The sequence below is a fragment of the Nonomuraea harbinensis genome, assembly GCF_019396385.1.
Taxonomy (GTDB): domain Bacteria; phylum Actinomycetota; class Actinomycetes; order Streptosporangiales; family Streptosporangiaceae; genus Nonomuraea; species Nonomuraea ferruginea.
In genome coordinates, this window is record NZ_JAHKRN010000036.1 from 50,930 (window position 1) to 68,815 (window position 17,886).

Annotated in this window: 19 protein-coding genes, 2 tRNA genes and 3 pseudogenes; 11 read left to right on the forward strand and 13 right to left on the reverse strand. The window is 70.4% G+C overall.

Going from position 1 to position 17,886, the window contains the following annotated elements:
* The first annotated feature begins 60 nt into the window (after positions 1-60).
* Positions 61-1,020, forward strand: coding sequence for an NAD-dependent epimerase/dehydratase family protein (locus KME79_RS30490; protein ID WP_219547973.1), 960 nt, complete (start codon positions 61-63; stop codon positions 1,018-1,020).
* 46 nt (positions 1,021-1,066) lie between these two features.
* Here KME79_RS30490 and KME79_RS30495 read toward each other — a convergent pair.
* A pseudogene (locus tag KME79_RS30495) lies at positions 1,067-1,252 on the reverse strand (XRE family transcriptional regulator); the annotation flags it as partial.
* A gap of 523 nt (positions 1,253-1,775) precedes the next feature.
* Positions 1,776-2,186: a RidA family protein gene (locus KME79_RS30500; RefSeq protein ID WP_148029823.1), complete on the reverse strand. Its 411-nt coding sequence runs from the start codon at positions 2,184-2,186 to the stop codon at positions 1,776-1,778.
* A gap of 79 nt (positions 2,187-2,265) precedes the next feature.
* Here KME79_RS30500 and KME79_RS30505 point away from each other — a divergent pair, with 79 nt between their 5' ends.
* Positions 2,266-2,646: a winged helix-turn-helix transcriptional regulator gene (locus tag KME79_RS30505; RefSeq protein WP_219547975.1), complete on the forward strand. Its 381-nt coding sequence runs from the start codon at positions 2,266-2,268 to the stop codon at positions 2,644-2,646.
* 119 nt (positions 2,647-2,765) lie between these two features.
* Here the strand turns inward: KME79_RS30505 and KME79_RS30510 are convergent, their stop codons facing one another.
* The gene (locus KME79_RS30510; protein ID WP_271279896.1) at positions 2,766-3,377 is read right to left on the reverse strand and encodes a TetR/AcrR family transcriptional regulator; all 612 of its coding nucleotides are present in this window, start codon (positions 3,375-3,377) and stop codon (positions 2,766-2,768) included.
* An 80-nt stretch (positions 3,378-3,457) separates the two neighbouring features.
* Here KME79_RS30510 and KME79_RS30515 point away from each other — a divergent pair, with 80 nt between their 5' ends.
* The 3 genes from KME79_RS30515 (at position 3,458) to KME79_RS30525 (ending at position 6,106) form a co-directional block, all read left to right on the forward strand.
* Complete coding sequence (locus KME79_RS30515; RefSeq protein ID WP_308249107.1) at positions 3,458-3,919, forward strand: DoxX family protein; 462 nt, start codon at positions 3,458-3,460, stop codon at positions 3,917-3,919.
* Positions 3,920-3,960: 41 nt separating this feature from the next.
* Complete coding sequence (locus tag KME79_RS30520) at positions 3,961-4,848, forward strand: VOC family protein (RefSeq protein ID WP_219547977.1); 888 nt, start codon at positions 3,961-3,963, stop codon at positions 4,846-4,848.
* 82 nt (positions 4,849-4,930) lie between these two features.
* Positions 4,931-6,106, forward strand: a complete 1,176-nt coding sequence (locus KME79_RS30525) for an alpha/beta hydrolase family protein (RefSeq protein ID WP_219547979.1) — start codon at positions 4,931-4,933, stop codon at positions 6,104-6,106.
* A gap of 112 nt (positions 6,107-6,218) precedes the next feature.
* On the opposite strand, the gene KME79_RS30530 is transcribed toward KME79_RS30525, so the two are convergent.
* Positions 6,219-8,546, reverse strand: a complete 2,328-nt coding sequence (locus KME79_RS30530; protein ID WP_246640685.1) for a M28 family peptidase — start codon at positions 8,544-8,546, stop codon at positions 6,219-6,221.
* Between the two features lie 137 nt (positions 8,547-8,683).
* Here KME79_RS30530 and KME79_RS30535 point away from each other — a divergent pair, with 137 nt between their 5' ends.
* Entirely contained in the window at positions 8,684-9,274 is a 591-nt protein-coding gene (locus tag KME79_RS30535) for a CGNR zinc finger domain-containing protein (RefSeq protein ID WP_219547983.1), read from the forward strand.
* A 19-nt stretch (positions 9,275-9,293) separates the two neighbouring features.
* Positions 9,294-9,776 carry a protein-tyrosine phosphatase family protein gene (locus tag KME79_RS30540; RefSeq protein ID WP_219547985.1) on the forward strand — a complete coding sequence of 161 codons (483 nt, stop codon included), beginning with the start codon at positions 9,294-9,296 and terminating at the stop codon, positions 9,774-9,776.
* 208 nt (positions 9,777-9,984) lie between these two features.
* Here KME79_RS30540 and KME79_RS30545 read toward each other — a convergent pair.
* The 3 genes and pseudogenes from KME79_RS30545 to KME79_RS45485 form a co-directional block, all read right to left on the reverse strand.
* Positions 9,985-10,074 (reverse strand) — tRNA-OTHER (locus tag KME79_RS30545).
* A 60-nt stretch (positions 10,075-10,134) separates the two neighbouring features.
* The gene (locus KME79_RS30550; protein WP_219547987.1) at positions 10,135-11,610 is read right to left on the reverse strand and encodes a hypothetical protein; all 1,476 of its coding nucleotides are present in this window, start codon (positions 11,608-11,610) and stop codon (positions 10,135-10,137) included.
* Between the two features lie 23 nt (positions 11,611-11,633).
* Positions 11,634-12,004, reverse strand: a pseudogene (locus KME79_RS45485) (IS256 family transposase); the annotation flags it as partial.
* A 174-nt stretch (positions 12,005-12,178) separates the two neighbouring features.
* Here KME79_RS45485 and KME79_RS30555 point away from each other — a divergent pair.
* Complete coding sequence (locus tag KME79_RS30555) at positions 12,179-12,742, forward strand: hypothetical protein (protein ID WP_219547989.1); 564 nt, start codon at positions 12,179-12,181, stop codon at positions 12,740-12,742.
* A gap of 94 nt (positions 12,743-12,836) precedes the next feature.
* Positions 12,837-13,256 carry a tyrosine-type recombinase/integrase gene (locus KME79_RS30560; RefSeq protein WP_219547991.1) on the forward strand — a complete coding sequence of 140 codons (420 nt, stop codon included), beginning with the start codon at positions 12,837-12,839 and terminating at the stop codon, positions 13,254-13,256.
* A gap of 72 nt (positions 13,257-13,328) precedes the next feature.
* Here the strand turns inward: KME79_RS30560 and KME79_RS30565 are convergent.
* Positions 13,329-13,402: transfer RNA gene (locus tag KME79_RS30565), tRNA-Arg, on the reverse strand.
* 186 nt (positions 13,403-13,588) lie between these two features.
* On the opposite strand from KME79_RS30565, the gene KME79_RS30570 reads away from it, so the two are divergent.
* Together KME79_RS30570 and KME79_RS30575 are read left to right on the forward strand one after the other, a co-directional pair.
* Positions 13,589-14,371 carry a phosphotransferase gene (locus KME79_RS30570; protein ID WP_219547993.1) on the forward strand — a complete coding sequence of 261 codons (783 nt, stop codon included), beginning with the start codon at positions 13,589-13,591 and terminating at the stop codon, positions 14,369-14,371.
* Positions 14,372-14,477: 106 nt separating this feature from the next.
* A complete protein-coding gene (locus KME79_RS30575; protein ID WP_372452496.1) occupies positions 14,478-15,416 on the forward strand; it encodes a cobalamin biosynthesis protein in 939 nt (312 codons plus the stop codon).
* Here KME79_RS30575 and KME79_RS30580 read toward each other — a convergent pair.
* The 5 genes and pseudogenes from KME79_RS30580 to KME79_RS30595 form a co-directional block, all read right to left on the reverse strand.
* On the reverse strand, positions 15,400-15,633 hold the full coding sequence (locus tag KME79_RS30580; protein ID WP_219547997.1) for a hypothetical protein: 234 nt from the start codon (positions 15,631-15,633) through the stop codon (positions 15,400-15,402). The two genes, KME79_RS30575 and KME79_RS30580, sit on opposite strands and share 17 nt — an antisense overlap.
* A gap of 63 nt (positions 15,634-15,696) precedes the next feature.
* Positions 15,697-15,879: a hypothetical protein gene (locus tag KME79_RS30585; RefSeq protein WP_148029842.1), complete on the reverse strand. Its 183-nt coding sequence runs from the start codon at positions 15,877-15,879 to the stop codon at positions 15,697-15,699.
* Between the two features lie 17 nt (positions 15,880-15,896).
* Entirely contained in the window at positions 15,897-16,298 is a 402-nt protein-coding gene (locus KME79_RS30590; RefSeq protein ID WP_246640687.1) for a hypothetical protein, read from the reverse strand.
* A pseudogene (locus tag KME79_RS47535) lies at positions 16,299-16,463 on the reverse strand (winged helix-turn-helix domain-containing protein); the annotation flags it as partial.
* Positions 16,460-17,854, reverse strand: coding sequence for an MFS transporter (locus tag KME79_RS30595; protein ID WP_219547999.1), 1,395 nt, complete (start codon positions 17,852-17,854; stop codon positions 16,460-16,462). The pseudogene KME79_RS47535 and the gene KME79_RS30595, both read right to left, overlap by 4 nt.
* Between the last annotated feature and the right edge of the window lie 32 nt (positions 17,855-17,886).

The window sequence follows — 17,886 nt, forward strand, 5'->3', positions numbered from 1 at the left end:
GATTATGCTCTATGAATCGTATGCGTCACGGCTGCCCATCCATTTCTGCCAGGAACAACCGTGAGATACCTGATCACTGGAGGGGCCGGCTTCATCGGATCCCATCTCGGTGAAGCGGTCCTCGCACAAGGCCATTCCGTGGTCGTCCTGGACGACCTGTCCACGGGCCACAACCTCGCCGCGCACACGGCCGGCGGGTGCTTCACCTTCGTCAAGGGCTCGGTGCTGGACGAAGGGCTGGTGGCGGAGCTGGTCGAGGGCTGCGACGTGGTCGTGCACCTGGCGGCGGCGGTCGGCGTCCGGCTGATCGTGAGCCGGACGCTCGGTTCGCTGATCACCAACGTGCGCGGCACGCAGGTGGTCATGCAGGCGGCCGACGCCTTTCGCAAGAAGGTCCTGCTGGCCAGCACGAGCGAGGTCTACGGCCAGAGCCGGGAGATGCCGTTGCGGGAGGACGCGAACCACGTGCTGGGCCGGCCCGAGGTCGCCCGCTGGTCCTACAGCCTGGCGAAGGCCGTGGACGAGTGCCTGGTCAACGCCTATCACCGGGAGCGCGGGCTGGACACGATCATCGTGCGCTTCTTCAACACCGTGGGCCCCCGGCAGAGCCCGGCCTACGGCATGGTGGTGCCCCGGCTGGTCCGCCAGGCCGTGGCGAACGAGCCGGTCACCATCTACGGCGACGGCAGCCAGACCCGGTGCTTCCTGCATGTCAACGACGCGGTGACCGCGATGCTCCTGCTGCTGGAGAACGAGCGGTCGATCGGCGGCACGTTCAACCTCGGGTCGTCGGAGGAGACGAGCATCCTGGATCTCGGCAGACGCGTCATCGAGCTCGCGGGCTCGGACTCGGAAATCGTCTTCGTCCCGCACGAGGAGGTGTACGGACCGCACTCGGAGGAGCCGCTGCAACGGGTGCCGGACACCGGGCGCCTGCGGACCCTGACGGGATGGCGGTCGACGCACTCTCTGGACGACGTGCTGCGGGACGTGATCGCCGAGGTCCGCGCCGAGGGATGAGAAGCGCCGGCGCGGCCGGCCGTACGAGGCGGGCATGTCGTCGACGTCATGCGCGGGTGCCGGGCGTGTCGCAGCCGCCGCCGTTGTCGCGCTGGTGTCCGCGGCGGGCGTCGCGGTCGAAGATGCCCAGAATCTCACACGGTCCGCCTTCGGCGCCGATGGCGTGCGGCAGCATGGTGGGGAACTCGGCGGCCTGGTTGGTCTCAAGACGGAAGCGCCGGTGCCCCAGCAGCTCCCGCTCGACCATGGCTGCGGGCATCGCGCTGGCCCTCATGGCCCTGTTCGTCTCCGCCGACGGCGGCTACCTGACCATCCTGCCCGGCATGCTCGCCATGGGCATCGGCATGGGCCTGTCGATGGCCCCCTCCACCGAGGCCATCACCAGTTCCCTGCCGCGCGAGAAGCAGGGTGTCGCGTCCGCGCTCAACGACGTCACCCGCGAGTTCGGCACCGCCCTCGGCGTCGCCCTGCTGGGAGCGCTGCTGTCCGCCGGCTACCGCGGCGCCGTGGACGACCGCCTGCGGGGCATTCCCCAGGGTCTCGCGGACACCGCGCGCAGGTGTCGCCAACGCCGTCGAGGCGGCCGGCAGCGCGGGCCCGCACGCGCAGGACCTGGTCCACGCCGCCCGGCAGTCCTTCGTCGACGGCTGGCAGCAGGCCATGTGGGCGGGCGTCGCCGTCATGGGCGCGCTGTTCGTCTACGTCGCCCTGCGCGGACCGAAGGCTCCGCCCCCGCGGCTTCCTCGGGGGCCCCTTCAGTCGAGGACTGCTTCCGCCTCCACCTCCACCAGCACGTCGGGCTCGAAGAGGTAGTCCACGCCGATCGCCGAGAGCGGCGGCAACGGCTGGGGGATCCCCAGTTCGTCCACCACGCTCTCGATGCCCGCCATGAACTCGGTGTACTTCTCCGGCTGCCAGCCGGTGACGAAGAACCGGAGGCGTACGACGTCGGAGAAGCTCGCTCCCGCGCCCGCCAGACCACGGGCCGTACTGCGCAGAGCGTGCGCGATCTGCCCCGCCAAGTCGCCCGTGGCGACCTTGTTCCCCTGCTCGTCTCGCGCGACCTGGCCGGCGACGTGGACGTGTCGCGTGCCTGTGGAGACCGAGACATGGTGGTAGGGAACCGGCTGGAACATGCCTTCTGGGGTGAAAAGCTCAACGGTCATGAGATGTCCTTCTCTGTGCGAAATCAGGTATCTCATGTATACCTAGTACAGAAAGGCCACCTCAACGAGACCAGGTGTCATGAACGAAACCACCGCGGCCCAGGCCGGACACCCACCGATCGCCCGCGAACATCGGGAGCTGCTGGATCAGGTGCTCGACAAATGGTCGCTGCTGGTGCTCGACAGGCTCTGTGAAAGCCCCCGGCGCTTCAACGAGCTGCGGCGGGTGATCCCCACGGTCTCGCAGAAGTCCCTGACAGCCGCGCTGCGCAGGCTGGAGCGCAACGGCATGGTGGACCGCGTGGTGATCGCCACCCGCCCGGTCGCCGTCGAATATCGCATCTCCGCGTTGGGAAAGACCCTCCAGGACCTCGTCGACGCGCTGCTGGGCTGGGCGACGGTCACCATGCCGGAGGTCGAGCGCGCCCGCGAGGCGTTCGACGCCGAGCACGGGGAGTGACCACGGTAGGTCGTCCTGCTGAATAGGGCCCCACACCCGCGCGCTGCGGGATCCGAACCTGCCCTGGCTTCGCGCGGCGACGGTTCACGCCGATCCGGACGGCCCGCCGGGCACAGGTCCTAGCGCCGCGATCCGGTCCGGTCCTCTCCGGGCGCCGATCCTCCCGCCAGGGCGCCGAAGACGAGGCGGATCATCGAGCGGGCCAGGGCCTCCGGGTCTCCGTCCGTGCTTTCCGGCAAGGCGCCGCTCAGCCACAGGGTGGTGAAGCCGTGGGCCAGCGACCAGGCGGCGACCGTGGTGGTCCGGTCGTGTTCCGGGCCCGGCGACAGCGAGTGGGCGCTGGTGATGAGCACGTCCGCGGCGCGCTGGTGCGCGGACTGGACGCTGGGATCGTCGACGCGGTAGAGCTCGGGCCGGAACATCACCTCGAAGTAGGGCCGGTGGTCGAGGGCGAAGCGGAGGTAGGCGACGCCGACCTCCCACACGTCGGCGGCCGCGCTCTCGAGAGCGTCGGCGAACATGGCGAAGCCCTCGGCGGCCACGGCCGTCAGCAGGCCTTGCTTGTCACCGAAGTGGTAGGCGGGAGCGGCGTGAGAGACGCCGGCGCGGCGGGCCAGCTCGCGCAGACTCCATCCGGCCGGGCCGGATTCGCCGATGGCCTGGAGCGCGGCGTCGATGATGACGCGCCGCAGGTTGCCGTGGTGGTAGGACGGCTGGCTGATGTTCCCCACCTCCGCGTTCCGGTGATCGACGTGACGGCCACACCCTAGCTTGACATTGACAAGATGGCGAACCTCCTCCAATCTATCCGGTGACAAGATTGGAGGACGGGATGGTTCCGTTCATCGCCCTCACCGGCGGCTTCGTCGTCCTGCGGCTCATCGGCCTGGCCGGCATCGACGCGCTGGACACCTGGCAACCGGCCCTGCGAGGCGCTCTGGCCCTGATGTTCGTCTTCACCGGCGTGCCCCACTTCCTGCCCTCATGGCGCCGCGACTTCGTCGCGATGATCCCGCCGTCGTTCCCGCGCCCGGCCCTGCTGGTCACTCTCACCGGTGTGCTGGAGCTGGCCGGCGCCGTGGGGTTGCTGTTCGCGCCGGTCGCGCCGTACGCGGCGATCGGGCTGGCGCTGCTGATGATCGCCATGTTTCCCGCCAACGTCTCGGCGGCCCGCCGCGGCCTCACCCTGGCCGGGAAACCCGTGACCCCGCTGCCGGCCCGCACAGCCCTTCAAGTGCTCTTCATCGCCGCCGCCGTCGCAGCGGCCGCGTGACACCCCTCGCGACATCATCAGGAACCGAGCAAGGACAACGCATGCCGACCGAACACACCGCCGACATCGACTACATCGACCACACGGTGCTCATCACCACCGACCTCGCCGCGACCTGCGCCCGCTATGAGGCCCTCGGCTTCACCCTCAGCCCCGTCTCGCCCCACCGACTCGCCGAACGGCCCGGGGGTCCGCTCCTGCCCACCTGTACAGCCAACCGGTGCGCCTACTTCGGGCAGTCGTTCATCGAACTGCTCGGCATCGTCGATCCCGCCGCTCCCGACCCCTGGGGCGTCCATCAGCTACGCCGGACGTACCGCGGTCTGCTGATGACCCTCGGCTCGCGGGACGTGGCCGCCACCGAAGAACGGCTGCGCGCCGCGGGCCTGGTCTCCACCGGAATCCGCGCACTGGAACGGGAGGTCTCCACCCCCGACGGCCCGCGGACCGTCCGCGCCGACAGCGTCCGCATCGATGCCGCCCACACCCCCGAAGGGGCGCTTCAGGCCACCCGGCATCTCACCCCGCAGTACGTCCACCAGCCGCGCTACCTCGATCACCCCAACGGCGCGATCGGACTGCACAGCGTGCTGCTCGTCGTGCCCGACGACGAGATGGACGGCCACGAAGAGCGCTACGCCCGCATGCTGGACGCCGACGTGTGGATCGACGGCCCCAAGCGTGTGCTCCCCATGCGGCACGGACGAGTGGAGATCATCCCGCAGTCCTCGCTCGACGACTTCCTTCCCGGACACGCCGTGCCCGCCCTGCCTCTGCTGGCCGCCCATACCGTCGCGGTCCGCGACCTGACCTCCGCCCGAACGCTCATCGAAGGCAACCTGATCCCCACCCACACCACCCCCGGCGGCTTCTACGTCACCGCTGACGACGCCCATGGAGTGCCGCTCGCCTTCACCCGGGGGCGATGAGCTCTGGAGATCGACCTTTCGGCCGAGGGCGATGGACTCGCGGCCGATGCCGGCGCCGATCCGGAACCGCAAGATCGACTCCATGGCACACGACAGTACCCATCAAGCGCGAAGAAGGCCCGTACTCGTGGCCGCGGTCGCCGGACTACTCGCTCTCACGGCCTCCATCGTCTCGGCGCCGGCCTCCGCCGCCGCGGCGCCCGGCACGCCGTATCTCCCGAAGCCGACCGGCCCTCACCGCGTCGGCACGACCTCCCTGCACCTGACCGACACCACCCGCCCTGACCCGTGGGTCCCCGCGGCCAAGGCGAGGGAGCTCATGGTCTCCCTCTGGTATCCGACGGTGGCGCGTGCCGGGCGGCGCGCACCGTACGTCACGCCCAAGGAATCGGAGCTGCTCCTGAAGGGCTCGGGGATCAAGGAACTGGATAACGTACCGCCAGAAGCGCTGAGCCGGACGCGGACGAACGCCCTCACCGGCGCCGAGCCGTCGGGGCGCCGGCGCAGTCTGCCGCTCGTGGTGCTGTCGCCCGGCTTCACCTGGCCTCGCAGCTCGCTCACGGGTCTGGCCGAGGACCTGGCGAGCAGAGGGTACGTGGTGGCCAGTATTGACCACACCTACGAGAACTTCGCCACCACCTTCCCCGACGGGAGGGTCGCCACCTGCGCCGCCTGCGAGAACGTCAACGACGACGACTTCGGCGAGAAGGTGATCCGGAGCCGGGCGATCGACATCCCCTTCGTGCTCGACCAGTTGACCGGTCCGCGGCCCACGTGGAAAGGCAGCGCCCTGATCAATCCGGCCCGGATCGCGATGGCGGGCCAGTCGATCGGCGGGGCCGCCGCCCCGGAGACGATGCTGAAGGACTCCCGGGTGCGCGCCGGGATCAACATGGACGGCAGCATGTTCCTCCCGATCCCCGAGAGCGGACTGGCGCGACCGTTCATGTTGATGGGCGCCCCCTCGGACGACAGCACCTGGAAGCGTGACTGGGAGCACCTGACCGGGTGGAAACGCTGGCTGGTGGTGAAGGGCGCGCTGCATCCGTCCTTCACCGACTACGACATGCTGCTCCAGCAGCTCGGCGTGGACCTCGGCGGCGGCCTGAAGGAAACCCGCTCGATGGACATCACCCGCAAGTACGTCGCCGCCTTCTTCGATCTGCACCTGCGCGGCAAGGCGCAGCCCTTGCTGGACAAGCCCTCCCCGCGCTACCCCGAGGTCCGATTCTGCGCACCGTCGGCCGAGAACTGCTGACGTCCCGCTATCGGCCGCGCGGTCCAGGACGCTCCGCCGCCCGCCCTGTACGGGTTCGAGGCTGGTCGACATCAAGACCAGCCTCAGGCGCCCCGCCTCCGCGGTGTGGGATCTAGGAGCCCCTGGTCAGGGTGTAACCACGCGTGACCGCGGTGAGGTCACCGTCCTCCCTGGTGGCGGCGACCAGGTCAGGAGGTCGGGGGACGAAGCCCGGCACCGCGGTCAGCCCGTCGGTCTCGGCGATCACCGTGAGGCGGATCCGGTCCTTCTCCGGTACGCGCAGGGTGATCTGGACTCCCCGGGCGGGGAGGCCGCGGAAGCGGATCTCCGAGGGCCAGGTGCCGATTCGGGTGCCGGTGACGGGCACGCTCACCGACCCGAACCGGCCGGCCGACGCGGTGGCGTGGCTGATCGGCTGGTCGAGCCGTAGCGTCACCGAGCGCGTGCCCTCCCCGGCGGTCACGCGCAGTTTCAGCGTGTCCCCGCTGTGCGCCAGGACGTCGGCTCGCGGGCCCTCGGCGGCGATCGCCGGTGCCGGTCCGGTCCGCAGCGTGCCGCGTGCGTACCCCGGGGGCAGCGCGGAGGCGTCATGGCCGGACACGTACCGCTTCGTCCACGGCGCCGGGTCCACGTCGGCGCTGACCCAGTGGGCACGACGAGTTTCGGCGTCCATGACGTACGCCAGATGCGTGCGCCGCGGCCGGTCGGCGTCGAAGTCGTCCACCACGAACCCGGCCACGACCAGCCCCGCCGCGAGGAGAAGAGCCGTCAGGGGCGCCGCGAGGACGGCGGCCCGCTTCGGCCGGATGGCGGGATCGGGCAGGAACAGCTCCGCGATCGGCACGACGATCAGCCCGGACAGGGCCAGCACCAGCGCGCTCGCCCCGCCGAGCGCCAGCCCCATCCCGTCGAAGACGTTCCCGGCCAGGGACGGCAGCAGCATGGCGGCCGTGACCGGGCCCAGCATCGCCGCGACCGTCCGCGCCCAGGCAGGCGTGCGGAGCAGGACTGCGGCCAGCCAGCCGAGCGCGCCCGTCAGCGCCGGCAGGGCGAACAGGAAAGACGCCCCGGGAGCGACCTGGGCGCACAGCACGCCCAGCCCGGCGAACCAGGTCAGCGCCCCGACCGCCAGCGCCGCCGGGCCGAGCCTGCGGCGCAGCACCAGGTACCAGCCGAGGACCGTCAGCGCGCACAGGACCGCGATCGCCGCCCGGTACGGCTGCGGGCGGTGCAGCAGCCCGCCCATCAGGTCGTAGGCGGGCCGCCAGGACACCAGCAGTTCCCACAGCCCTTGCGCCAAGACGGCCGACGCCGCCAGCGGCACCACGGCCGAGGCCGTCGCCGCGATCAGCCGTGGCAGGCTCAGCAGCCGTCTGACGCGGGCCAGCAGCGCCAGGCCCGCCACCGCGACGACGGCCAGCACCGCCAGCGGCCAGACGAACTGACCGGGATACGTGATCATGGTGCCGAGCGCGCGGAAGTAGGTGGCGTCGTGATCGGAGTCCAGCGTCCGCAGGTCCGCGCCGCCGAGGGCGCGCGCCAGCGCCAGCATGTTGCTGCCGTGGTGTTGCAGGCTGCCCGGGTTGAGGTTGGCGATCGTGTCGCCCGCCGTGTGATACAGCGAGGAACGCTGGATGTAGGCGAAGTTCATGCCGGTGAAGCCCGCCTTGGTCAGCGGGGTGAAGTCCGTGTTGTTGGGCAGCAGCCGATACACCTCCACCATGGCGGAGTGGCCGCGCGGCGCGGGGACGGCTCCCGCGAAGGTCTCGACCAGGCGGGCGTTGCCCGCGGAGGTCTCGAACATCAGCGAGGGGCCGCTGACCCCGCGGGCCTCCCAGTTCAGCAGCACGCCGCCGGCCTTGCCCAGGGGGTGCTCGCGGACGAAGGCCTCGGCGCCGAGCACGCCGTCCTCCTCGCCGTCCGACATGAGCAGCACGATGTCGTTGCGCGGGCCGGGGCCGCCGCGCAGCGCCCGGACGGTCTCCAGCATCGCGGCCACCGCGGCGCCGTCGTCGGAGGCGCCCGGTCCCATGGCCGCGGAGTCGTAGTGCGCGGCGATGAGCACGGTGCCGGTCGAGTCCGTTCCGCGCAGCCGGCCCACGATGTTGTCGACCTGGCCGAACGTCGCCAGCCCCGCCGCGGAACGGGCACCCACCGAGCGTTGGATCTCCACCTCGAGCCCTGCCGCGCGCAGCTGACCGGCCAGATAGTCCCGGGCCCGGTCGCCGGCCGGGCTGCCGACGGGCCGTGGTCCGGCGGCGAACTTCTTCAGGTGCACCAGCGCGCGTCCGGCGCTGAACTGGTCGTCAGGCGCGGTGGCCGGCAGGGGCTGCATGGTGCTGTCCGCCATGGCCGTGAACGTGACCACCGCGGCCAGGGTGAGCAGGGCCGCCAGCCCGGCCAGCAGCCGGCGTGGCACATCGAACAACTTTCCGATCATGGCCAAGAACGGTAGGCCGAGCCGCTCACCTGGCGGAATGAGGCACCCGCCCGTCTGAACCTGCGGTTCACCGCACCCCGCGTGATCCATGTAAGGGGTATAGTTTTGTTTATTCGGTTACTGAAACGAGGTGCGACATGCGGATCTCCATCACCGACTACGCGGTCGGGGCGACTCTCGCCGGCGATCTGGCCAACACCTCGCCCACCGTGCAGGCCCCGGCGGGCGACGCCCTGCCCACTCCCGGCGCGGTGATGGAACTGCTCGCGGGGCACGGGCTGCGGCTCGACGCCGTGGCGGACGGCCGGCCGCCGACCGACGACGACCTCCGTGAGGTCCACCTGCTGCGCCGGGAGGCCCGCGGCGTCGTGGAGACCGAGACGGAGGACCAGGCCGTCGCGGGCGGCGCCGTGCTGGCCGGGCGGGCAGGACTCCGGCCGGTGCTGGAGCGCGATCCCGGCGGGCGGTGGCAGTGGTACGTCCCCACCAGGCCGGGCGCGCCGCTGGCCGAGGAACTGGCCGCGCTCATCGGCATCGGGCTGCTCGGCGCGGTCCGGGCGCTCGGGCACGACCGGTTCCGCGCCTGCGCCGCCCCTGGCTGCCGCGGGGTGTTCGTCGACATCAGCCGCGGGGGGCGTCGCATCTACTGCAGGCCCGACGTGTGCGGTAACCGGATCAATGTCGCGAAACACCGCGAACGGCGGCGCTCCGACAGCGCCGCCCACTGAAGAACACAGGGAGAACCCCATGAGCGACCCCTTGGACACCCCTGCGGTGGGCGGACCGCCCCTCGCAGGCGCCTTCCAGCTCCCCGACGGCACCTGGATCCGCGGCCGCGGCCTCCGCCATCCGCTGCCGCCGGGACCCAGACCCGACTTCGGCCTCTACCTGGGCTCCGACAAGCTCCGCCGCCACCACGAGAGCGAGCTGCCGTGGCCGCGCGCGTGGATCCAGTGGCCCGACTTCCTGCTGCCCCGCGACCGCGACGCGGCCGTCCAGCAGATCCGTGCCCTGTACGAGCGAGCGCGGACGGGCGCCGCGGTGGAGGTCGCCTGCGGAGGCGGCATCGGCCGCACCGGCACGGTCGTCGCCTGCCTGGCCATCCTGGCAGGCCTCGCCCCGGCCGACGCCGTCACCTGGACACGCGAGCACCACCACCGTCGGGCCATCGAGACCCCTTGGCAGCGCCGCTGGGTGCTGCGCTTCCCGTCGTCGCTCCGCTCGGAATGACGCGACCAGGCCGCTGAACGCCTTGCTGATGTCGGAGGGGGGCGGCCGGCGGAGCGCGAGGAACTACGGCATCTCCACCTATGCGCGTCAACGCCCTCGATCGCACGCTACCAAGGGTCCCGGTTCGCCGCCGGGCCCCATCCTGCGGGCCGCGAGTCGTACCCGGACAAAAGACCAGCTCAGACGGTGTTTGAGCTGGTCTGGACGGCGCGCCCTGCAGGACTCGAACCTGCGGCCGGGACACCCAAGAGCCATACGTCGGCTGGACGAAGAAGACTGCCAGCATGGCGAAGGGCGCCACCAGACCGACAGCCGGCCAGTAGGGCAAGCGCGGCCACCATACTGAGCGGGAAGGGCGCTAGCGCGACGACTGCTCGCGGGCGAGAATCGCACCGAGGGTGGCGGCGAGGAGGGGAAGGCCGACGACGACGGCCGCGATCGCCGGCCAGGGAGTCTCGAACGGCACCCGTACCGGTTCTTCCCACGTGATACGCACCGTCAGGGGCCACAGCAGCAACATCCCGGCGGGACATCCGGCGACCGCGCCAAGCACCGTTCCGTACAGGGTGCTCAGACCCGCGCGGAAAGCGCAGAACCACCGGAAGGCCATGGCTGATCCGTTGCCCGCCCGCCTCAGGACGCGGGCCTGGCGCGCGTTGGCGGCCTTTCCGAATCCGGTGGCCAGCGTGCACGCGAGGGCGATGAGAAGCGCCACCGCGACGACGGGCATCCACCAGGTCGAAGCTTCGAAGCCCCGCTCGACGTAAGTTTCCGCGACCGCGTCGTCCAGTCGGTCGTCGAGGCGCTCCTGCTCCTGCACCGTGACCCGGCGGAGGGTGGGGTCGACGATCAGTTCGTCCGGTTGGAGCTGGTAGCCGAGGTCCCGAACGATCTTCGAGGGGATGAAGATCGTCTGCATGTGCGGGTCGGCGGTCCTGGTGATGACCGCCGGGACGGTCCTGGTCGTCGCTGTCTCATCGTTCTCGTTGATCTCGTAGAAGAGTTCGACCGAGTCGAGCTTCACCTCGGCTGATGTGATCACCACGGCCATGCTCTCGTCGTACGGTGTCGACTGATCGCCCGTGAGGTACCGCAGCAGTTTCTCGTTACCGATGGCATAGTCCCAGTAGACGGACTCCTCGGGTATTTCGACGTTTTCCGCCCTCGCGTCGAAGTACCAGGATTCGCCCGAGGGGCGCTCGCTCTGGGCGATCGGCACCCCGGGTAATTCCTGCTCGATCGCCGCTCGTACGGTGTTCGCATCGGCCGCCGAGAAGGGTTGCTGCACGAACAAGGCGGTTGGCCGGATCAACAAGCTGCCCGGCCGGGCCTGGGGGGAGTATTCGGCCCTGCTCTGCGTTGTTTCGCCGACCGCGATGATCGTCAGTGCGATGCCGAAGGCCGTCGCCATCATCGTCAGCGTGATCGCGAGCACCGCGCGGCCACGACGGTGGGCCAGGTCCCGGGCAGCCAGGCGGAGGGGCAGCGGCAGCCGTTCCACGTACGGACCTGAGAGCTGCAGCAGCCACGAAGGCAGCGGGCCGAGACCGGCGACAAGCAGGCCCGCGCCTATGAGGGAGATCAGCAGCATCCCGAAGAATTCGATGGCGCCGTAGCGCGAATCCTCCCGCCCCAGCCAGGCGCCGAGCCCCATCAACAAGACGCCGGCGATTGACACCAACAGTCCCACGACGACGAAGCGCAAGCGCATGACCTTGTGGCGGTCGGGCGGGGCGGTGAGCATCGCGGCAGGGATGGCCCCGGCCGCGGGAAGGCCCGCGAACAGGACGAAGAACGCGGTCATGAAGGCGTACCCAGCAAGATCGAAAAGCATGGCGGAATAGTAGTGAGCCGCAACAGGCCGTGCCGGTACAGCAGCGGCAGCACTTCGCCGATGGGGGAGGACTTGCGGGCCCAAGCGGGCAGAATCGCCGAGAAGAACCGCCGCCGCTGGCCTCGTCGGTGCGCTTGTCGTTGAGGCGTAGGGCCGTGACCTCGATTGCGTCGGCCGCGGTGAGTATCTTTTGCGGTTGGTGGCCGTTGCGCACGACCAGCCGGAGGCCCTTCTCGTCACGCTCGCCGGCGAAGGCGGCGATGTAGCCATCGACCTCGGCCTGCAATGCGGTCGCGAGCATCTTGCGGGCGCCCTCACGAACGATCTGCTCGATCAACGAGGGCGAGGCAGGAGCGGCCGAGCCGCCGTGGCCGTCAGCGGGCAACTCGGGCACTACGGTAAGCGGCACGGGTGCGCTTCCCGACCGATGGTGGCGCGTCGGCCTTATCCCGAAACTCTGATCAGATGATTCGGGAAGGTACACCCCTTCCCATCAGATCCACAGGTTTCGCCGCCGGCTTCATCATCTCGGCGGCGGGCGGTCCGCCAATAGGCCAAAAGGAACCCCTTGATCGATAAGAGCTACTATCGCTGGTTCAATGGGTACACCAATAACGTCCTCGCGCTCACATGGTGCTCCGCCGCGACGACCGATGACGTCCTGGCGTCCTGCCGTATCCCGCCCGAGATCACGGAGCCGATGAAATTCCTGGGTGGCGATGTCGACATGCTCATCGGGCGTCTCGGCACAGGGACTGTCATCCTGGACTACAGCGTCGATTGCCCTACGCCCGGTGCTCTTCCCGCCCTGGCGCGGCAAGGGCCTTGCCTGAGGGCTGCGTGGTGCGACGAAGTCCCGGCGATCGTGTCCTATCACCATCAAGACGGCCGCATGATCGAGTTCGACGCGGCAAGTCGCGACAGGTACCCGAACCCCGATCTCGCCAGTGTCGAACGGTGGATCGCCACCACACCTGGCGGCAAGGAATCATGGGACGATCACTGGGGCCGCGCCGTACTCGTCACGGCTGAAGCATTGGTGGAAGCTTCTGTCGATGAAGAATGGATGCAATCCATGCACGTCGGCGTCACCTTTCCGCCTAGTACTCCAGTTGACACTTGGCGATCTTGAGGCGTCGAGGTCGCATGCAAACGGCCCGTCGCGCCGCGAATGCGTACGTGCGTGGACAGGAAGGGCGGGCCAAACCGAGGGCAGCGACGCGCCGGTGGCTCTCGACTCGGGAACCCTGGCCGTCCTGCGGGCGCACCACCGGCGCCAGCATGAAGAACGGCCGGCGTCGGCGGGAGCATGGCGTGAGTCGGGACGGATCTTCACCCGGGAGGACGGCAGCGAACTGAAGCCGGACTGGGTGTCGGAGCATTTCGAGCGGCTGGCCTTCGCCGCCGGACTGCCTCCGATTCGGCTGCATGATCTTCGCCATGGCGCGGCGACGCTGTATCTGGCGGCGGGCGACGACATGAAGACCCCGAGCGCGATGATGCGGCACCCCAGTCAAGCGATCACGTCGGATGCCTACACCAGTGTGTTGCCGGAGATGGCTCGGGCGGCGGCGGAGGCGAGCGCGGCTCTGGTCCCCCGGAGCGTTCGCGTGGGGGAGGCGTCCGAAACTGGCGGTCCTCCTTGATCCCCAAGCGGCTCCGCTGGACTGCCAGATCCTGAGGCGCCGAATACTCGCAGGTCATAGCCTCGCGATAAGCGCGCCCTGCAGGATTCGAACCTGCGACCGTCGGATTAGAAGTCCGATGCTCTGTCCAGCTGAGCTAAGGGCGCTCTCGCCTTATTGTGCATGATCCGGCGACGTGTCATGCACACGTTTTCCACCGTGTCAGCCCGCCCTCACCGCCCTCGTGCGTTCCTGTCCGTCACCTCCTCATCCCCAGATCCCCCCTCCCATCACCCTGAACTGCATGAAAAACCCCACGCGAGGGGGTGGGGGAGGGTCTAAGCTGTCTTGGCATGTTCGCGACGCTCCTGCATGAGATCCCCTTGCAGGGCGGGGATGTGACCGATGGCGTGGTGCGCGTCGGTGACACGGTGCGCAGGCCGGCGAGGTCGTCGACGCCTGCCGTGCATGCCCTGCTCCGCCATCTGGAAGCCGCAGGTTTCGGGGGAGCGCCGCGCGTACTCGGGTTCGACGCGCTGGGGCGTGAGGTGCTCACCTACCTGCCGGGTGCGACGGGGGTGAGTCCGGCGTCGGTCTCCGACGGCGCGCTGGCTGATCTGGCGCGGTTGTTACGCGGGTTCCACGACGCGGCCGAGGGGTTTCCGCTCGCGCGTGGCGGGTGGGACGGCGGGTCGAACGACGACGCGCCGCCGGAGGTGATCGGTCACTGCGATCTGACGCCGGCCAACGTGGTGTTCGCGGACGGGGTCCCGTACGCCATGATCGATTTTGATCAGGCGCGGCCGACGACGCGGGTGTTCGACGTGGTGACGACGTTGCGTCACTGGGCGCCGATCGCGGATCCGGTCGATCGGCACCCGTTGCTGCGCGGGGTGGACGTGGGGGAGCGCGTGCGGCTGTTCTGTGACGCGTACGGGTTGCGGCCGAGGGAGCGGCGGCGGCTGCTGGAGGTGGCGCGGTTGCGGTTCCATCGCTCGTACGAGGTGATGAAGGCGCGGGCGGCGGGCGGCGGGAGCTGGGCGACGCTGTGGGACGGTGGCGCGGGTGAGCGGATCCGGCGGGCGTCGGCCTGGATGGACGCGCACGAGGACAGGCTGCGCGCGCACCTGGTCTGACCCCGCAAGCACCTTCCGAAAGGACCGTTCGCCGGGACTCCGCCAAGGAACCTCCGCCAGAACCCCCCGGAACCCTTCGCGAAGGCTGTCCGTCAGGATGTCCTCCATGAGATCTGGTCGTGCCGCCGGGCTGGCGCTGGGGGTGATGCTCGACGCCGTGTTCGCCGATCCCAGGAGGGGGCATCCGGTCGCGTTGTTCGGGCGGGCCGCGTCCTGGTTCGAGGGCAGGGTGTACGGGGACGCGCGGGTGAACGGCGTGGGGTACGTGGCGGTCTGTGTCGGGGTGGCGGCCGGGGCCGGGTTGGTGGCGGAGCGGGCCCGGAGCCCGCTGGCGCGCACGGTGTCGACCGCGGCGGCCACCTGGGCGGTGCTGGGCGCGACGACGCTGGCGCGGGAGGGGGCCTGCATGGCGTCCGCTCTGGAGGCCGGAGATCTGGGGGCGGCGAGGGAGCGGCTGCCGCATCTGTGCGGGCGCGACCCGTCGGGGCTGAAGGCGCCGGAGCTGGCGAGGGCGACGGTCGAGTCGCTGGCCGAGAACACCTCCGACGCGGTGGTGGCGCCGCTGTTCTGGGGGGTGGTGGCGGGGGTGCCGGGGCTGCTGGCCTACCGGGTGATCAACACGCTGGACGCCATGGTGGGTCACCGGTCGCCGCGGTACGAGCGGTTCGGGTGGGCGGCGGCGCGGCTGGACGACGTGGCCAACTACGTGCCGGCCCGGCTCACGGGGCTGATCACCGTGCTGGCCGCGCCGGACCGGCGGCGGGCGCTGGCCGTGCTGGCGCGCGACGGGCACCGTCATCCGAGCCCGAACGCCGGGCGGTGCGAGGCCGCCTTCGCGGGCGCGCTCGACGTCACGCTCGGCGGCGCCAACGTGTACGGCGGCAGGGTGGAGCACCGGCCGGCCATGGGTGACGGGCCGCCGCCGGGCGTGGGCGACATCCGGCGGGCGGTGCGGCTGACCCGGGCGGTGAGCCTGGTGGCGGCCGGTGCGGCGGTGCTCGCCGCGTGGGGGATGGCGCGGCGGCGGGTCACATCAGCCGGTTGAGGTTGGCCACCAGCCAGAGGACGAACCCGCTGACGACGGCCATCCACAGCATGGACCTGGTGGCGCTGGCGGCCACCTGCCTTCGCGCGATGACCAGTCTCATCGCGTCACGCCACGCCTGGCGGGTGGCGACCAGCGTCTGGTAGCGGCGCCCGGCGATGAACAGCGCGATCGCGATGACGAGGAACAAGATGACGCGGCCGTCTGCGGCTTCCACGAGAGCCTCCTTCGACATCCACATGGAGTGAGGGCTCCGCAGCTTGATACACCCGCGAGGCGATCAGATCCGCTGGATGTTCGCGGGGGCGCGGTGGACGAGACGCAGGCCCAGCTCGACGAGGGTCCAGCCGACGCGCCAGCTCATCGTGGGGCGGCTGTCGCGGGTGGCGCGCCAGTGGTCGGCGCGCTCCCGTAACTCGGCGTCGCGGATCTCCATGAGCCGCAGGTGGATGTCGGGGTGCATGGCCGTGACCTCCTCGGTCAGGGGCGGCGGGCGGGGAATCCGTACAGGTGGAGGTTGACGTTCTCGCGGCCTTCGGTGTCGCCGGCCTCGATGGCGGCCTCGCTGTGGCGCTGCCACCTCCTGACCACTTCCAGGAGCTCCTGGTTGAGCCCGTTCAGCTCGGCGGCGGTCAGGCGGGGCAGCGACTGCGAGCTGAAGGCGGCCGCGCGCCACTCGGGGGACCAGGCCGACTGCTCGTCGAGGTAGCGCTCGTACAGCTCGACGTGGTCGTGGAAGGCGGTGCGGGTGAACGCGGTGTAGGCGGCGGCCCGTTCGGGGGCGTCGCGGAAGTCCTTGTCCTGGACGCTGTAGTGGCGCATGACGAGCTGCCACCAGCGCTCGCGGCCGTCGCTGCTCTGCGGCTCGGCCTCCTCGATCACGCCGTGGGCGGCGAGCTTGCGCAGGTGGTAGCTGACCAGGGAGACCGCCTCGTCGACCTGGTCGGCGAGCTGGGACGCGGTGGCGACGCGGGCCTGGAAGAGGGCCCGGTAGAGCTTGAGGCGCAGGCGGGAGGGTGTGGCACCCTCCCGCCCTTGACCGGTCAGGAGGCGCGGGCCGCGTCCAGCACCTTCCGCGCGTCCCGCTCGAAGGAGGCGCGGGCGCCGAGCGTGAGCAGGCCGCCGATCACCATCACGGGGATCAGCGCGTACATGCCGGTCAGCAGCGAGCCGGTCCGCTCGGAGACGATGCCGACGATCAGCGAGCCGAACGCGCCGAAGCCGGCCATCAGCAGTTGCAGCACGGCGAAGCCGAGTCCCCGGGCGCTCGCCGGCACCACGTCCGCCAGGCAGGCGGTCATGTTGGGGATGGCGATCGACATCGAGGTGCTGGCGAGCACGGTCAGCACGGTCAGCCAGGCCAGCGAGTCCATCGACAGGGCGAGCGCCAGGATGAGCGCGCCGATCGTGATGCCGCCGCCGCCCGCGAGCAGGCGGCCGCCCTTGCGGGTGCCGTGCCACTTGCGGCCCAGCCAGGAGCCGATGAGGGTGCCGCTCAGCGTGCCGGCCACCGTGATGAGGCCGCTCAGCGACCCGGCGACGTCGGTCTCCACACCGAACGAGCGCACCATGAGCGTGGTCATCCAGTAGAAGACGCCGGCCAGGCCCAGGGTGAGCAGGCCGAGCCCGACGCACACGAAGATCAGCGTGGGGATGCGGATCACCTGGCGGAGCTGGGTGCCGAACGGCACCGGGTCGTGCACGGGCATCTTGTCGGGCGTCGGCTCGGGCACGGGCTCGGCGTGCACGGGCTCGGTGTGCACGGGCTCGGTGTGCACGGTGGCCCGGGCCTCGGGGGCGGAGCCGGTGGCGACGAGCCGGTCCAGCTCGCCCCGGCGCGGCTCGCGCAGGAACCACACCAGCAGGGCGGTGAGCACGCCGGGGATGACCATGATGAGGAACGCCTGCCGCCAGCCCAGCTGCGCCGCGAGCACGCCGCCGATCAGGGTGCCGACGCCGCCCAGGTAGGTGGTGACGCGGACCAGCCCGTACGCCTTGGCCCGGCTGGAGGGCGGGTACCAGTCGGCGAGCAGGCTGCCCGAGGCCGGGTTGTCGATGTTCTCGGCGGCGGCGAGCAGCACCCGCATGCCGAAGAACATCGCGAAGCCGGTCGCCAGGCCGGAGCCCGCCGTGGCGATCGCCCAGATGAAGACGACGATGGCGATGATGCGGGTGCGGCTGCGGCGGTCGGCCAGGTATCCGGCGGGGATGGCGACGATGGCCCCGGCGATCGCGGCGGCGGTCGGGATCGCGCCCGCCGCGACGTCGCTGATTCCCCACTCCTTGATGATGTGCGGGAGGACCCCTGACAGGAGGTTGGCCTCGATGCGGTCGACCAGGCCGACGATGAAGAGCACGACGAGCGGCGTCCAACCGAACGGTGCCTGTGACGTGGCGTCGACCCTGCCGGTACGAGGCGAGCCCAGCGTTCCGACCATGCCCCACCTTCCAGTAGATAACTCTAGAATCG

Bases quoted from the DNA above. Each gene is read 5' to 3' on its own strand.
- KME79_RS30500 (WP_148029823.1), bottom strand. From the start codon at position 2,186: ATGACCGTTGAGCTTTTCACCCCAGAAGGCATGTTCCAGCCGGTTCCC.
- KME79_RS30505 (WP_219547975.1), top strand. From the start codon at position 2,266: ATGAACGAAACCACCGCGGCCCAGGCCGGACACCCACCGATCGCCCGC.
- KME79_RS30520 (WP_219547977.1), top strand. From the start codon at position 3,961: ATGCCGACCGAACACACCGCCGACATCGACTACATCGACCACACGGTG.
- KME79_RS30525 (WP_219547979.1), top strand. From the start codon at position 4,931: ATGGCACACGACAGTACCCATCAAGCGCGAAGAAGGCCCGTACTCGTG.
- KME79_RS30530 (WP_246640685.1), bottom strand. From the start codon at position 8,546: ATGATCGGAAAGTTGTTCGATGTGCCACGCCGGCTGCTGGCCGGGCTG.
- KME79_RS30535 (WP_219547983.1), top strand. From the start codon at position 8,684: ATGCGGATCTCCATCACCGACTACGCGGTCGGGGCGACTCTCGCCGGC.
- KME79_RS30540 (WP_219547985.1), top strand. From the start codon at position 9,294: ATGAGCGACCCCTTGGACACCCCTGCGGTGGGCGGACCGCCCCTCGCA.
- KME79_RS30550 (WP_219547987.1), bottom strand. From the start codon at position 11,610: ATGCTTTTCGATCTTGCTGGGTACGCCTTCATGACCGCGTTCTTCGTC.
- KME79_RS30570 (WP_219547993.1), top strand. From the start codon at position 13,589: ATGTTCGCGACGCTCCTGCATGAGATCCCCTTGCAGGGCGGGGATGTG.
- KME79_RS30575 (WP_372452496.1), top strand. From the start codon at position 14,478: ATGAGATCTGGTCGTGCCGCCGGGCTGGCGCTGGGGGTGATGCTCGAC.
- KME79_RS30585 (WP_148029842.1), bottom strand. From the start codon at position 15,879: ATGCACCCCGACATCCACCTGCGGCTCATGGAGATCCGCGACGCCGAG.
- KME79_RS30595 (WP_219547999.1), bottom strand. From the start codon at position 17,854: ATGGTCGGAACGCTGGGCTCGCCTCGTACCGGCAGGGTCGACGCCACG.